Annotated in this window: 12 protein-coding genes; 5 read left to right on the top strand and 7 right to left on the bottom strand. The window is 41.0% G+C overall.

Annotated elements, in window-relative coordinates; translation table 11 throughout:
• Positions 1–638 precede the first annotated feature (638 nt).
• From panB to panC, 7 genes are all read right to left on the bottom strand, one after another.
• Positions 639–1,454 (bottom strand): 3-methyl-2-oxobutanoate hydroxymethyltransferase, encoded by an 816-nt coding sequence (gene panB, locus SY85_RS01780; RefSeq protein ID WP_066401506.1) that lies wholly within the window; start codon positions 1,452–1,454, stop codon positions 639–641.
• A 50-nt stretch (positions 1,455–1,504) separates the two neighbouring features.
• Positions 1,505–2,395, bottom strand: a complete 891-nt coding sequence (locus SY85_RS01785) for a Ppx/GppA phosphatase family protein (RefSeq protein ID WP_066401507.1) — start codon at positions 2,393–2,395, stop codon at positions 1,505–1,507.
• Complete coding sequence (gene ppk1, locus SY85_RS01790; protein ID WP_066401508.1) at positions 2,376–4,472, bottom strand: polyphosphate kinase 1; 2,097 nt, start codon at positions 4,470–4,472, stop codon at positions 2,376–2,378. The genes SY85_RS01785 and ppk1 overlap by 20 nt, the downstream gene beginning before the upstream one ends.
• Before the next feature lie 37 nt (positions 4,473–4,509).
• Positions 4,510–5,004: a D-glycero-beta-D-manno-heptose 1-phosphate adenylyltransferase gene (gene rfaE2, locus SY85_RS01795; protein WP_082886255.1), complete on the bottom strand. Its 495-nt coding sequence runs from the start codon at positions 5,002–5,004 to the stop codon at positions 4,510–4,512.
• Positions 4,991–6,010, bottom strand: coding sequence for a lysylphosphatidylglycerol synthase transmembrane domain-containing protein (locus SY85_RS01800; protein WP_066401509.1), 1,020 nt, complete (start codon positions 6,008–6,010; stop codon positions 4,991–4,993). The genes rfaE2 and SY85_RS01800 overlap by 14 nt, the downstream gene beginning before the upstream one ends.
• A gap of 301 nt (positions 6,011–6,311) precedes the next feature.
• Positions 6,312–6,656 (bottom strand): aspartate 1-decarboxylase, encoded by a 345-nt coding sequence (gene panD / locus SY85_RS01805; protein ID WP_066401510.1) that lies wholly within the window; start codon positions 6,654–6,656, stop codon positions 6,312–6,314.
• Between the two features lie 37 nt (positions 6,657–6,693).
• The gene (panC, locus tag SY85_RS01810) at positions 6,694–7,530 is read right to left on the bottom strand and encodes a pantoate--beta-alanine ligase (protein WP_066401511.1); all 837 of its coding nucleotides are present in this window, start codon (positions 7,528–7,530) and stop codon (positions 6,694–6,696) included.
• A gap of 89 nt (positions 7,531–7,619) precedes the next feature.
• Between panC and SY85_RS01815 the strand changes: the two genes are divergently transcribed.
• The 5 genes from SY85_RS01815 (at position 7,620) to SY85_RS01835 (ending at position 13,238) form a co-directional block, all read left to right on the top strand.
• Positions 7,620–8,435 (top strand): glycogen/starch synthase, encoded by an 816-nt coding sequence (locus SY85_RS01815; protein ID WP_066401512.1) that lies wholly within the window; start codon positions 7,620–7,622, stop codon positions 8,433–8,435.
• A 32-nt stretch (positions 8,436–8,467) separates the two neighbouring features.
• Positions 8,468–9,928 (top strand): DUF4270 family protein, encoded by a 1,461-nt coding sequence (locus tag SY85_RS01820; protein WP_066401513.1) that lies wholly within the window; start codon positions 8,468–8,470, stop codon positions 9,926–9,928.
• A gap of 79 nt (positions 9,929–10,007) precedes the next feature.
• Entirely contained in the window at positions 10,008–11,261 is a 1,254-nt protein-coding gene (gene metK, locus SY85_RS01825) for a methionine adenosyltransferase (RefSeq protein ID WP_066401514.1), read from the top strand.
• Between the two features lie 77 nt (positions 11,262–11,338).
• Positions 11,339–12,106: a 23S rRNA (guanosine(2251)-2'-O)-methyltransferase RlmB gene (gene rlmB, locus SY85_RS01830; protein WP_066401515.1), complete on the top strand. Its 768-nt coding sequence runs from the start codon at positions 11,339–11,341 to the stop codon at positions 12,104–12,106.
• Between the two features lie 250 nt (positions 12,107–12,356).
• A complete protein-coding gene (locus tag SY85_RS01835) occupies positions 12,357–13,238 on the top strand; it encodes a hydroxymethylglutaryl-CoA lyase (RefSeq protein ID WP_066409229.1) in 882 nt (293 codons plus the stop codon).

Raw genomic sequence — 13,238 nt, forward strand, 5'->3', positions numbered from 1 at the left:
GCTAGAATAGAAAGTATGATGGTTGAACATTGAAGCTAAGAGATAAAAGAGGGAAAGGAGATAACGGGAATGATGAACAAGGAATGATGAATGATGAGTAATGAGTGGGATGGGTGTTGTATCTTTAGGTTCTTATTTTGAAGGGGATTTTATCCCTACTTATTACATATTTCTTTATTGTTTCTTCAGGATAAACAGGTAGACAGGTGCGGACAAGGTACGGCCGAGTATGGGCTTTGGTACGGGTGAGGTATGGACTTCATACGGAGTTAGTATGGACCTGATACGGAGTTAGTATGGACCTGATACGGAGTTACTATGGCTTCTATACGGAGTAACTATGAAGGGACAGAGGAGTATTAGTGAAGGTACTAAGAAGGAGCACCGAAGGTAGAGCGGAGTGGTAGGGAAGGTCTGAACCGGGATTGGGAGGAAGGGATTTAATGATTGGGGAAGGGCGGAAAGGATTTCACGCAAAGACGCAAAGAGGAGAAGGCGCAAATAACACTAAGGGCAAAAAGAGGGTAAGAAGGAAAAGAGAAGGGATATAAACTAAAAAGCACTCTTTTAAGAGTGCTTTTTAGTTTATTAGATGGAGGGGCATTTACGTCTTACGGTTGACGTATTTACCAACACCATTAATAAGATTCAGATTCTGAAGGGAAGCCGCCTTTTTTTACATCGTCAATGTATTGTTTAACAGCGCCGGTTACCTGCTCGTATAGGTTTAAATACTGGCGTAAGAAGCGGGGGCGGAACTCTGTGTTGATACCTAACATATCGTGCATAACCAGCACCTGTCCATCGCAATGTGGGCCAGCACCAATACCGATTGTGGGGATGTGTAAGCTTTGTGAAACCACCTTTGCTAATGCCGCTGGTATTTTTTCCAATACCAATGAAAAGCATCCGGCTTCTTGTAGTATTAAAGCGTCGGATTTTAACTTATTGGCCTCAGCTTCTTCTTTGGCGCGTACGTTATAGCTACCAAACTTATAAATGGATTGAGGTGTAAGCCCTAAATGTCCCATAACGGGGATACCTGCCGAAATGATTCGTTTTACAGAATCAATGATCTCTTCACCACCTTCCAGCTTGATAGCATGAGCACCCGTTTCTTTCATGATACGAATAGCAGAAGCCAGGGCGATATCCGAGTTGGATTGATAAGCACCGAAAGGTAGATCTACAACCACTAAACAACGTTTAGCACCACGTACTACAGAACTGGCATGGTAGATCATCTGATCCAGCGTAATCGGCAATGTAGTTTCATGACCAGCCATTACATTGGAAGCGGAGTCACCCACCAATATAACATCAATACCTGAAGCATCAATGAGACGTGCAAACGAAAAATCGTAAGCTGTAAGCATTGATATTTTTTGTCCTGAATTCTTTAACTTTTGAAGTGTAGCCGTCGTTATTCTCTTTATATCAGCAGCAGCGCTCATGTCACTAATTTGAGGCAAATTACAAAATAGTGTAATAGCTGAACAGGTTCTTATTTCTGCTTGGCCATTACTTCATCATACAGCAAATGTGTTAAGCCGTCGGCCAAACCAATTTTAGGAACAAAAATCTCTTCTGCATCGGCCCAACGCATTACGTTAATATAGATTATTAAGGCATGCGAAATGACGTCGGCCCGATCTTCACGCAGTTTATAAAGGCTCATGCGTTGTGAAAGCGTAAGGCTATTGAACTCTTTATAATAGGAACGTAATAAATCAAGTGATAGTGGCTTGCCTTCTTTGCGTTTGGATAAAGAAAACACTTTGTTGATGTTACCTCCAGATCCTATACAAGTAACATGGTGGTAACCTTTTGTTTTTTGCTTGATAAACTCCTTTATTTCGTCCCAGGTCTTTTCATGTACCTGGTTTTTTAAAAGACGGATGGTACCTATGTTGAACGACTCTTTGAAAATCAACTTGCCGTCGCTAAAGAAGGTGAGTTCGGTACTACCACCACCTACATCTATATAGAGATATGACTCTTCTGAGGTAAGATTTTCTGCTATATGATTCTCATAAATATAGGAGGCTTCCTCTTCACCGGTAATTACTTTGATCTCTATTCCTGTTTTATCTTTTACCTGCGTAAGAATCTCTTTAGCATTAGTGGCATCGCGCATGGCCGAAGTGGCTGCGGCTTTTAAATGATGTACGCCATAAACATCCATCAACAACTTATATGACTCGATTGTTTTGTACAACATTTCAGCCCTTTCTGTATCTATAAACCCTTTTTCAAAAACATCAAAGCCCAGGCGTAGTGGTACGCGAACCAGGGTCACTTTTACAAAATCAGGCTTGCCATTTGGCAGGTGGATCACATCGTTTATTAATAAACGAGCGGCGTTACTTCCGATATCAATGGCTGCTAACTTCAAGGGAATGCTTTATTTTACTGTGTAAATAATTGTAGGTTTCCACTTGAGAGCGGATAGGTGTGTTGTATTCATTTTGGACATACTCATTGCTTAGTTCATTATTCAGAACACGGGCCTTGACATTGTCCTGCAATTGGATATTGAGAATGTCTTTTAACTCCTGTTTCAAGCGATCATCCAAAATAGGGCAGGAGGCTTCTACGCGATGGTCAATATTACGAACCATCCAGTCGGCAGATGATATATATACCTTTTCCTTACCGTTATTATGAAATACCCAAACCCGCGCATGCTCTAAGTATTCATCAACAATACTGATAGCGGTAACCGGCTTTTTGAATTTATCGCTTTCCGTAAACATGCAAAAAATGCCCCTAATGATCAGCTTGATCTCAACCCCTTCTTTAGCTGCCTCATACAACTCATTAATGATCTCTTCATCGGATAGGGAGTTCATTTTTCCGATGATAATTGCTGTTTTTCCTTTTTTGGCATTTTTTACCTCTTCACGGATCAACTTTAGCAACTCCTGCCGCACAAAATGAGGGCTTGGAAGAATCGTATTGCAGGCTTTTAAAAAATGGTTTCCTGTTTTGTAGTGTTCAATATAGTTAAACAGTTTATTTACATCCGACATGATAGCCCTGTTTGAAGTGAGCAGACAGTGGTCGGCATAGATCTTTGAAGTACTTTCATTCAAGTTGCCAGTGCTAACAAAGCCATAATGAATCACTTTGTTTTCTACGCGTTTGCGGATCAGGCAAATTTTAGCATGTATCTTCATGTTAGGAATACCGATCAATACTTTTACGCCTTCATCTTCCAATCGTTCTTTCCACTCAAGATTTGCCTCTTCATCGAAGCGTGCTCTTAGTTCTAGCATAACCGTTACCTGCTTACCATTGCGGACCGCATTGATCAGTGCGTTTATCACTTTGGAATTGTTAGCTAAGCGATAGGCCGTGATCTTAATAGCTGTAACATCTGGATCTATGGCTGACTCTCTAAGCAGATTGATGACTGGGTTAAAAGAGTGGTAGGGGAAATGGAGCAATACATCTCTTTCCAGCACTACATCTGTTACCCGGTTTCTATGTTCGGTGAGTAAGGGATGGTCAAATGGTTTTCTTCTTTCGCTTTTTTGGCGAAACACTTCGCCGGGAAAGTCCATAAAATGGCGGAAATTATGGATACGCCCACCGGGAATGAGGTTGTCGCGTTTAGCCAGGTTGAGCCGGCGAATAAGGTATTCCAGTAAGCCTGGATCCATTTCCTTATCATAAACAAAGCGAACGGGTTTTCCCTTCCGCCTGTTCTTTAATCCTTTTTCAATCTTTTGAATTAGGGAAGTAGAAATGTCGTTATCGATATCGATTTCGGCATCGCGGGTTACTTTAAAAACATGCGACTGGTATTGGTCAAATCCAAAGTAGCTAAAGATCTGGGGAAGATTAAAGCGAATGACATCTTCAACTAGAATAATATGCTTTTCATTATCTGGGGAGGGAAGGAGGATAAAGCGGTCCAGAAACCGGGTAGGAACCTCAATAATGGCATATTTTCTCTTGAGGGCACTTTCCTTCTTCCACATCACTACCCCCAGGAAAATCGATTTGTCTCGAAGGTTTGGAAAGTCGGGAATGCTCTCAATCATTAAAGGGATGACATTGGGACTTATTTCTGTGTCATAGAGTGTATGTACATATTCCGCCTGTTCGGGGGTGAGGTCTTTTTCTGTAACGAGGAAGATTTTTTCCTCTTTCAGTTCCTCCAAAATACCCTCCCAAATGCGGTTAAATTCGCTTTGTTGGTTTAATACTGTCATCTGGATCTCCTCAAGGATTTCCTCAGGGTTGGTCTCCAAATGCATTTTGGCTTTGGTGCCAAACTGGATCATGCGTTTCAGGGTGGCTACACGTACTCTGAAAAATTCATCCAGGTTGTTGGAAAAAATACCAAGAAACCGAATGCGTTCGCGCAAAGGTACGGTGGGGTCTGCTGCTTCCTGTAAAACTCTTGCATTAAAAGAAAGCCAGCTAATATCACGTGGAATTGTTTTCCTTTTCAGGTTTGGCATACTTTCTTAATCGTTTTAATTACTCCAGTGGTCTTTCCTAGCTCTTTCCTTTGAACTTTTCTATGATATTGGTTGTAGAGAAACCTGCCACAATAGGATTTATTACAACTTTCCCGCCATTAGCAATAACCTCTTTAGCGCCTGCTATTTGTTCTACCTTATAATCGCCACCTTTTACCAAAACATCAGGTAATATTTTACTGATGAGCTCTCGCGGGGTATCTTCTTCAAAAATTACAACCGCATCAACCAAGGCTAAGGCGGCCAGGACCAAGGCGCGGCTGTCTTGAGAATTAATAGGGCGTTCTGATCCCTTAAGACGCTTGACAGAAGCGTCGCTATTTAGGCCAATCACTAAGTAATCGCCCTGCTGAGCAGCCTCTAACAAGGAAGCAATATGGCCTTGGTGAAGAATGTCGAAACACCCGTTGGTAAATGCTACTTTTTTATCTAAAACCCGCCATTGGGCAATACGTTGTGCTAGTTCGTCTGATGAAATAATCTTGTCTAAAATGCTTTTACCGGGTTTCAATTTTTCTTTGTTTTTTATTGTGGTAGGAAAATAGAGCTGAAAAAATTACGCCACATACAATGATAATCAATGTTTGGGCTGACCATAAGAGCCACCCTAAGGCGGTACCGATGGTATGTGGGTCCAGTCCATAGAGCTCCATTAATTTGGCAACCAATAAAGGATAAGCACCTATGCCACCGGGGGTAAGAATCATACCCACGCTACCGACGGCTAAAGTTGTAAGGCCGCCCGCAAATCCCAAATAGGCTGTTTCTCTTAGGGCAAATAAGCCGGCTGTAGTGCTTAATAAGTAGAGGGTCCATATTAAAAGGGTATGAAAAAGAAAGGCTCCTTTGTGTTTGATCAGCCGAATACTATTCAGGCCATGGCCAATGCCTATGATCACATTACGGATGCGTGCAACAACGTCTATATGGCCGTAGCGTTTTAATAAGAAATACAGAGCCAAAGCGATGACGGTAATTATAGAAATGACCAGGAGTACTTTGCGGTAAGAGGTATGACCTGTCTCATCATTAAAAAAGTTTCCAAACGAATCTGCTATATAGTCGCCAATTACGTGGCCCTGAAATAATAGCGCGGCTATAAATACGATAATCAGGCAAACCAGGTCTACGACACGCTCAATCACGATGGTTCCCACCAGACGGTCGACACGGACCTTTTCATATTTGGCAAGGATGCTACACTTGACCACCTCACCCAAACGCGGCACGCCCGCATTGACAAGGTAACCGATCATGACAGCTGCCCAGGTATTGAATGTGCTGGGTTTGAATCCAAGCGGCTCCATTAAAATTTTCCAGCGGAGGGCACGACTGTAGTGACTTAATAATAACATAGCCAGAACTGGAACGATCACCCATCTACGGGCATTAGCCAGCGAGCCTTTGATATGTTCCCATTCTGCTTGCTTTATATCTTTTACCGTTAACCAGACAAATAAAAATCCAAGTGCAACAAAAAAAAGATATTGGAGTATGGTGAGAAGAGATCGTTTCATTCCATTTCGAAAATACCAAATTAGGGAATGGATTTGGAAATTTGGAGATTGTGTGATTGATGGCTGATGGCTGACGTGATGATATCTGATTTAGACTTCAAGTTGGGTGTGTCTCAATTGGGGACCGGTATATAAGGCCAACATATCGTATTGGTTTTCTTTATACAATCTTTCTGATAAATGAAAAGCACTCCGATCAGGGAGTGCTTTTTTATGTCAAATAAGGTTGATACTATTGGATATTCATTAACGCCTTACGTTTCACGTTTCAATGTTGACGTGAGAATATCTCCGCTGTGTATTATAATTTATTCCCGTCTTTAGGGAAAACGATCCAAGGTTTGAATATTTTGGCCTCCTCGAAGGACATGGAAGCATAAGAAATGATAACTACAACATCTCCGGTCATTCCTCTGCGGGCTGCGGGGCCATTCAGACAGCAAACCCCTGAACCTCTTTTACCTTTGATCAGGTAGGTTTCAATACGCTCGCCGTTGTTAACATTTACGATCTGTACCTTTTCGTGCTCGATCATATTAGCCGCTTCCATGATGTCTTCATCTAATGTTAGGCTTCCTACATAATGTAAATTGGCTTCTGTAATAACGGCTCTATGCACCTTCGATTTCAAAACTGAGATATTCATAGCGGATGCAAAATTAAGTGATCTGAACTTGAAGCGCCTAATTTAAACGTTCATTATCGATGAGTCGGATGGGGCCTAGAAAAGCTGCAACCAGGCCAATCAATGGTTCATTTGTGGAATGCGCCTCCCGAAGTGTATTAGCATTGCTGATGGCAACATAATCTACCGTAAACCCTTTTTCTTCTAATTGTTGACGGCCTTGCAGCCGCAGGTCAGTGAGAGGAAGCTTGGTGATATTGGCTTTTAAAAATGTTAAAACCTGGTAGATAGCAGTAGCTAACACCCGTTGGGATTCATTCAATCGCAGGTTACGACTGCTCATGGCCAATCCATCGTCTTCTCTTTTTGTAGGTACGAAGTGCAGTTGCTCCCCGCTACCCCTTATTTCAAGAAGACGAGAAAGTACCATACATTGCTGGTAGTCTTTTTGGCCTAAGTACAGATTTTGGGGTTGTACAATATTTAACAATAAGTCAACAACCTGGCATACGCCCTGAAAATGCCCTGGGCGGTATTGTCCTTCCAAAATATTTTCCAAATAGCCCAGATCGTAATGGGGGGCTACATAGTTTGCTGGATATACTTCATCTTTAGTGGGGAGAAATAATATATCGCAGTCATAGCCTGTTAATAGTTCAATGTCCTGTTCTATGGTCTTCGGATATTTCTGAAAGTCTTCAGGATTATTGAATTGTGTAGGGTTAATAAAGATACTGCAGACTGTTAGGTCATTGTTTGCAGCAGCCTGTTCAATCAATTGCATATGACCCTTATGGAGAGCTCCCATAGTGGGGGCAAAACCTATCTTTTTACCTAAGTTCTTTTGCGTTTGAAGGTATTCTGACAGTTGGCGGGCTTGTTTAAAAATTATCATGAAACCTTATAGTAAGTAATAAGAATTACGCTTTATTAATAAATAATTACCTTTGCAAACCTTTTAAAGCCTTTAAAATCAGGTTTACAATGTCAGCAAAGAAAAGAATTTTATTTATTGCTAATGAAATGTCTCCCTATTTAGAGTTAACGGAGTTCTCTGAAGTCGTTAACAAATTGGCAATAAAATCGAATGATAATGGTTTTGAAGTGCGATGTATCATGCCACGTTTTGGATCTATCAATGAGCGTAGACATCGTTTGCATGAAGTAGTTCGTTTATCCGGTATCAACGTTTCTGTTGACAATGAAGACTTTCCATTACAAATCAAGGTAGCATCATTACCCAATGCCCGTTTGCAAGTTTATTTCCTTGACAATGAAGATCTTTTCAAGAGGAAATATGTATTTACAGACGAAAACGATCAATGGTATGATGACAATGCATTGAGAACAATTTTCTTCTGTAAAGGCGCGCTAGAGACGGTAAAGAAGTTTGGCTGGCCTCCTGATGTTATTCATTGCAGTGGCTGGATGACTGGTTTAATTCCTGCTTATTTGAAAACGGTTTATAAGAAAGAACCCGTATTTGCCCATAGCAAAGTAGTATACACTATTGGTCAAACTACCTTTACGGAAAGCTTAGGTGATGATTTTGTTAAGAAGGCGCTGATTCATACTTCATTAAAAGAGAAGGATCTGGAAGTATATAAAGACGCCAATAATATTGCTATGTTCCGTGGTGGAGCAACCTTTGCAGATGCCATAACATTTGGTGATGAAAACGTTGACAAATCATTGGTTGAAGAGTTCTCAAAAGTGCGCGGAAAGAAGACCTTGCCTTACAACGCTGAGTCTGATTTAACAGACTATTTACAGTTGTATGGCGATCTTGCAAACAAGTAATTCTGTATTATCAAAAAGCTTAATTCAATAGTGTGAAGAATCGTATCCCTTTCTATGTCTCATCTTCCTTTATTCTTTTTTTATTAATTGCATTTGCTTCTTGTAAAAAAATAAATGAGCCTACTGAATTAGGGACGGATCTCATTCCTCCAATTGATAATATCAACACGTTTGCCGATACATTAACTGTTGAAACTTACAATGAGGAGTTTTCCGCATTAAGTGATACAATTAATACGGTAGGTCCTAGTGCTATCCATTATTTAGGGCAGATCAATAATGATCCTTTATTTGGTACAACCAAGGCTTCTATCTTTCTGGAGTTGAAGCCACCAGCTGCCAAATATTATTTTGAAGATCATGATGTGATTTCCATTGACTCTGTGGTATTGGTGTTGAATTACAGAGATCTGTATGGGGACTCCACTATTGAGCAGCAAGTAACTGTGAGTGAGATTGCTCAGTCAGCCAATTTTACCGCTGATTCACTTTATAAAATAAGAAGACCTGAGTTTACGACTGTACCCGGACAGCTGGGCGTTAAAAACTTTCTACCCAAAACCCTGAATGATTCTGTTTTTGGATACAGAGAAAGTGCAGCTAATCAATTGCGCATTCGTTTAGACAACAGCTTTGGGCAAAGGCTATTGAACCAAGATAGTACTGGGGCCTATGCTTCTGATTCGGCATTTCGTAAATTCTTTAAAGGATTTGCTATTAAGCCTTCTGGTGGTAGTGGTAATGCGGTGATGGGTTTTTCATTAGCTGATACCAATACCAAGCTTTCTATTTACTACAATTATGTAAAAGGTTCCAAGAAGGATACTTCTATGCGCAACTTTTACTTTAATACCACTACCGGGGCGAATGCCAATATTGTAACGAGAGATTATACTTCAGGTGAGATCAAATCGCACTTAAGCACTGGTACGCCAGATCAATTGGGTTATATTCAAAATACACCTGGTACTTATGTTCGTGTTAAAATTCCAGGTTTGGCCAATTTAAGCAACCGTGTGATTCACCGGGCTGAATTGATTGTGCAACAAGTAGCCGATAATCCTGCTACGGATGGTTTATTTACAGCGCCAACCTATATGTTCTTAGAGGCGAAAACCGATACTGACCCCACTAAAGATGCCTATAAGGCCATTCCTTATGATCTATCCTTTAATAGCGATGGTTCATTGAACCTAACCGAATTGGGTGCTGTGGCTATTAAATCTTTTGATGGTAATGGCAGATCGATTAGCTTGTGGCGCTTGAATTTATCGCGCTATGTACAGAACATCGTGAATAAAAGAGAGACAGTTACAGACTTCCGTATATCTAGTCCTTATGCTACTAAATTTACTGTAGGTCAAGGAAGCAATCCATTAATAGCCACTCCGCTAATTAATCCTACATCTACGAAGTATAGAGTAAGAGTAGGGGGCGGTAATCATCCAACACAGCCGATGCGCTTGCGGATTGTCTACTCAAATATTCCATAACATACTTACTATCATAAAGCGTCGGGTGCTATATTTGCACCCGACTTTCATTTTCAACTGTTTAACACATTAAACTCCTATGCCTTACTTATTTACATCTGAAAGTGTATCAGAAGGACACCCAGATAAAATAGCAGACCAAATCTCCGACGCGCTTATTGATAACTTTTTGGCTTTTGATCCTCAATCTAAAGTGGCTTGCGAAACACTGGTTACAACTGGCCAGGTAGTACTAGCAGGAGAAGTAAAGTCAAAGGCGTATTTAGACGTACAGGAAATTGCCAGAGGTGTGGTACGTAAAATTGGATATACTAAGAGTGAGTACATGTTTGAAGCAAACTCATGCGGTATCTTATCTGCCATTCATGAGCAGTCTTCTGATATCAACCAAGGGGTAGACAAACAAAAGAAAGAAGAGCAAGGTGCTGGTGACCAAGGAATGATGTTTGGCTACGCTACTAATGAAACAGAAGATTATATGCCATTGGCTTTAGACCTAGCTCATAAAATTTTGCTTGAATTAGCGGCATTACGTCGTGAAAATAAGCAGATCAAGTACTTGCGTCCAGATGCAAAAAGCCAGGTAACTCTGGAGTACGATGACAACAATCGTCCAGTACGTATTGATGCCATTGTAGTATCTACACAGCATGATGATTTTGATACAGAAGCTAAGATGTTGGCCCAGATCAAAAAGGACATCATCAACATCCTGATCCCTCGTGTAAAGGCTAAATACAAGAAATACGCTAAGTTGTTTAACAACAACATCAAATACCATATTAACCCAACTGGTAAGTTTGTGATTGGTGGTCCTCATGGTGATACTGGCTTAACTGGCCGTAAGATCATCGTTGACACGTATGGTGGTAAAGGTGCACACGGTGGTGGTGCCTTCAGCGGAAAAGATCCTTCTAAAGTAGACCGTTCTGCGGCGTATGCTACTCGTCATATTGCAAAGAACCTGGTAGCTGCTGGTGTATGTGATGAAGCTCTGGTACAAGTATCTTACGCTATTGGTGTAGCTCAGCCTACCAGCATCAACGTAAATACCTATGGTACTTCAAAGGTAGAAATGACCGATGGCGAGATCGCTAAAATATTGGGTGGCTTGTTTGATATGCGTCCTTACTTTATTGAGCAGCGCTTGAAATTGCGTAACCCAATCTATAGCGAAACAGCTGCTTATGGCCATATGGGTCGCGCTCCTCAGGTTGTTGAAAAAACTTTCTCTACTCCAGATGGTAAGTCTATTAAGAAGAAAGTAGAGTTATTTACCTGGGAAAAATTAGATTATGTTCCAAAGGTGAAAAAAGCTTTTGGTATCAAATAAGTCCTTTTAGACTAGATGAAAGCCCTTGCCTAAAAGCAGGGGCTTTTTATTTGTCTCAGCTAAACTATTTTTGACGGGTGAAACATTTTAGACCGCAGCACAGACCGAAGAAGAGTTCCTTGATTGTAGGAAAGAAGGCGCTTATAGAAGCCATACAGTTGGGAAAGCAGATTGATCGCATCTATTTACAAAGCAATGGCTATCGTGACGTGATAGACGATGTAAAGCGTATTGCCGCACAAAACGCAATACCCATTAACTATGTGCCAGTAGAGAAGCTAAATGGATTTAATGCTGGTTCGCATGATGGTTGTATAGCGCTGGTTTCAAAGGTGCAGTATCAGGATCTTCAGCAAGTGATATCTTGGGTAGTTGAAAAAGGAGAGGTGCCGCTGTTCTTAATCTTAGACGGTATTACCGATGTGCGTAATATTGGAGGGATTGCCCGAACAGCTTTTTGTACTGGTGTACAAGCTATTATTATTCCGGATAAAGGAGTAGGAGCTTTAAATGAAGATGCTGTATTAACATCTGCTGGGGCCTTAGAGAAGATCACTATTTGCCGGGTGAATAGCTTACTAAAAGCGGTAGATGAACTGCATTTAAATGGTATAAAGGTATTAGCCAGTGAAATGACCGCCAGTACTTCTGTATTTGATGTAGACTTTAAAGAGCCGATGGCTATTATAATGGGAAGTGAAGAAAAGGGGATCTATCCGGCATTGATGAAGGCGTGTGATATAAAGTTCAAGATACCTATGGCTGGTGAGTTTGAGTCGTTAAACGTATCGGTGGCAACCGGTATGATCTTGTACGAAGCAATGAAACAACGGTTAAGTAGCTGATGTGATAATTAGCTAATGATAGCTGCGGGTAAGGGTTGATAAGTTGACAAGGAATGTCCCGCAGATAAACGCGGAGGAGGGATGATAGAGGATAGAGGGCAGTTGACAGGAAAGGATTATTGAACAAGGAACAAGGAATGATGAATAATGAGTAATGAGATAAGGAATGTTCAACGCTCAACTTTCAATGTTTAAGGGACAAGGGAAGGAATTGGAAATTAGGGATTTAGAAACGGAGGAAAAATTCGAAATGATTGATTTATCAGATAAAAGAAATCAAGGTGCGATTAGCTTTGTTGAGTGTCCGCGTGATGCCATGCAAGGCTGGAAAAGCTTTATTCCAACAGCTCAAAAGGTTGAATACCTGAATGCCTTGCTAAAAGTGGGCTTTGATACATTAGATTTTGGCTCCTTTGTTTCGCCTAAAGCCATTCCCCAAATGGCAGATACAAAAGAAGTACTTGCTCAACTAGATCTATCAGAAAGTAAAACCAAGTTGTTGGCCATTGTGGCCAATACAAGAGGGGCGGAAGAAGCCGTTAGCTTTTCACCAATTACCTATTTAGGATTTCCATTTTCCATATCTCCAACTTTTCAACAACGCAATACCAATAGCACCATTGAAGAGAGCCTGCATCGCGTAGAAGAGATACAGAATCTATGTGTGCGTCATAATAAGCAATTGGTCATCTACCTAAGTATGGGCTTTGGCAATCCATATGGTGATGAATACAATGAGGCCATACTTTTGAAATGGGCTGATGAAATGGTCAAGCGCAATATTCAGATCCTTTCATTGGCAGATACGGTAGGTGTGGCCACACCAGAACAAATTACGCATGCCTTACAAACACTTATACCGCAATACCCGCAAGCCACTATAGGAGTACATCTTCACTCGACGGCTCATAATTGGGAAGATAAATTGGCGGCGGCTTACGAAGCTGGTTGTAACCGATTCGATGGTGCATTAAAAGGAATAGGTGGCTGCCCTATGGCAAAGGATGATTTAGTGGGAAACATGACAACCGAATGGATGCTGGATTATTTTGAAAAGAAAGGCGATCCCTTGTTTATCAATAAAGAAGCGTTGCAGCATAGTCTTTTATTAGCAAATGAAATCTTTGTGTAG

Source organism: Flavisolibacter tropicus (genome assembly GCF_001644645.1).
In the GTDB taxonomy this organism is placed as follows: Bacteria; Bacteroidota; Bacteroidia; order Chitinophagales; family Chitinophagaceae; genus Flavisolibacter; species Flavisolibacter tropicus.

What these genes read in the sequence shown, in the direction of transcription:
- panB (WP_066401506.1), bottom strand. Translation starts at nt 1,454, where the DNA reads ATGAGCGCTGCTGCTGATATAAAGAGAATAACGACGGCTACACTTCAA.
- ppk1 (WP_066401508.1), bottom strand. Translation starts at nt 4,472, where the DNA reads ATGCCAAACCTGAAAAGGAAAACAATTCCACGTGATATTAGCTGGCTT.
- SY85_RS01800 (WP_066401509.1), bottom strand. Translation starts at nt 6,010, where the DNA reads ATGAAACGATCTCTTCTCACCATACTCCAATATCTTTTTTTTGTTGCA.
- panD (WP_066401510.1), bottom strand. Translation starts at nt 6,656, where the DNA reads ATGAATATCTCAGTTTTGAAATCGAAGGTGCATAGAGCCGTTATTACA.
- panC (WP_066401511.1), bottom strand. Translation starts at nt 7,530, where the DNA reads ATGATAATTTTTAAACAAGCCCGCCAACTGTCAGAATACCTTCAAACG.
- SY85_RS01815 (WP_066401512.1), top strand. Translation starts at nt 7,620, where the DNA reads ATGTCAGCAAAGAAAAGAATTTTATTTATTGCTAATGAAATGTCTCCC.
- metK (WP_066401514.1), top strand. Translation starts at nt 10,008, where the DNA reads ATGCCTTACTTATTTACATCTGAAAGTGTATCAGAAGGACACCCAGAT.
- SY85_RS01835 (WP_066409229.1), top strand. Translation starts at nt 12,357, where the DNA reads ATGATTGATTTATCAGATAAAAGAAATCAAGGTGCGATTAGCTTTGTT.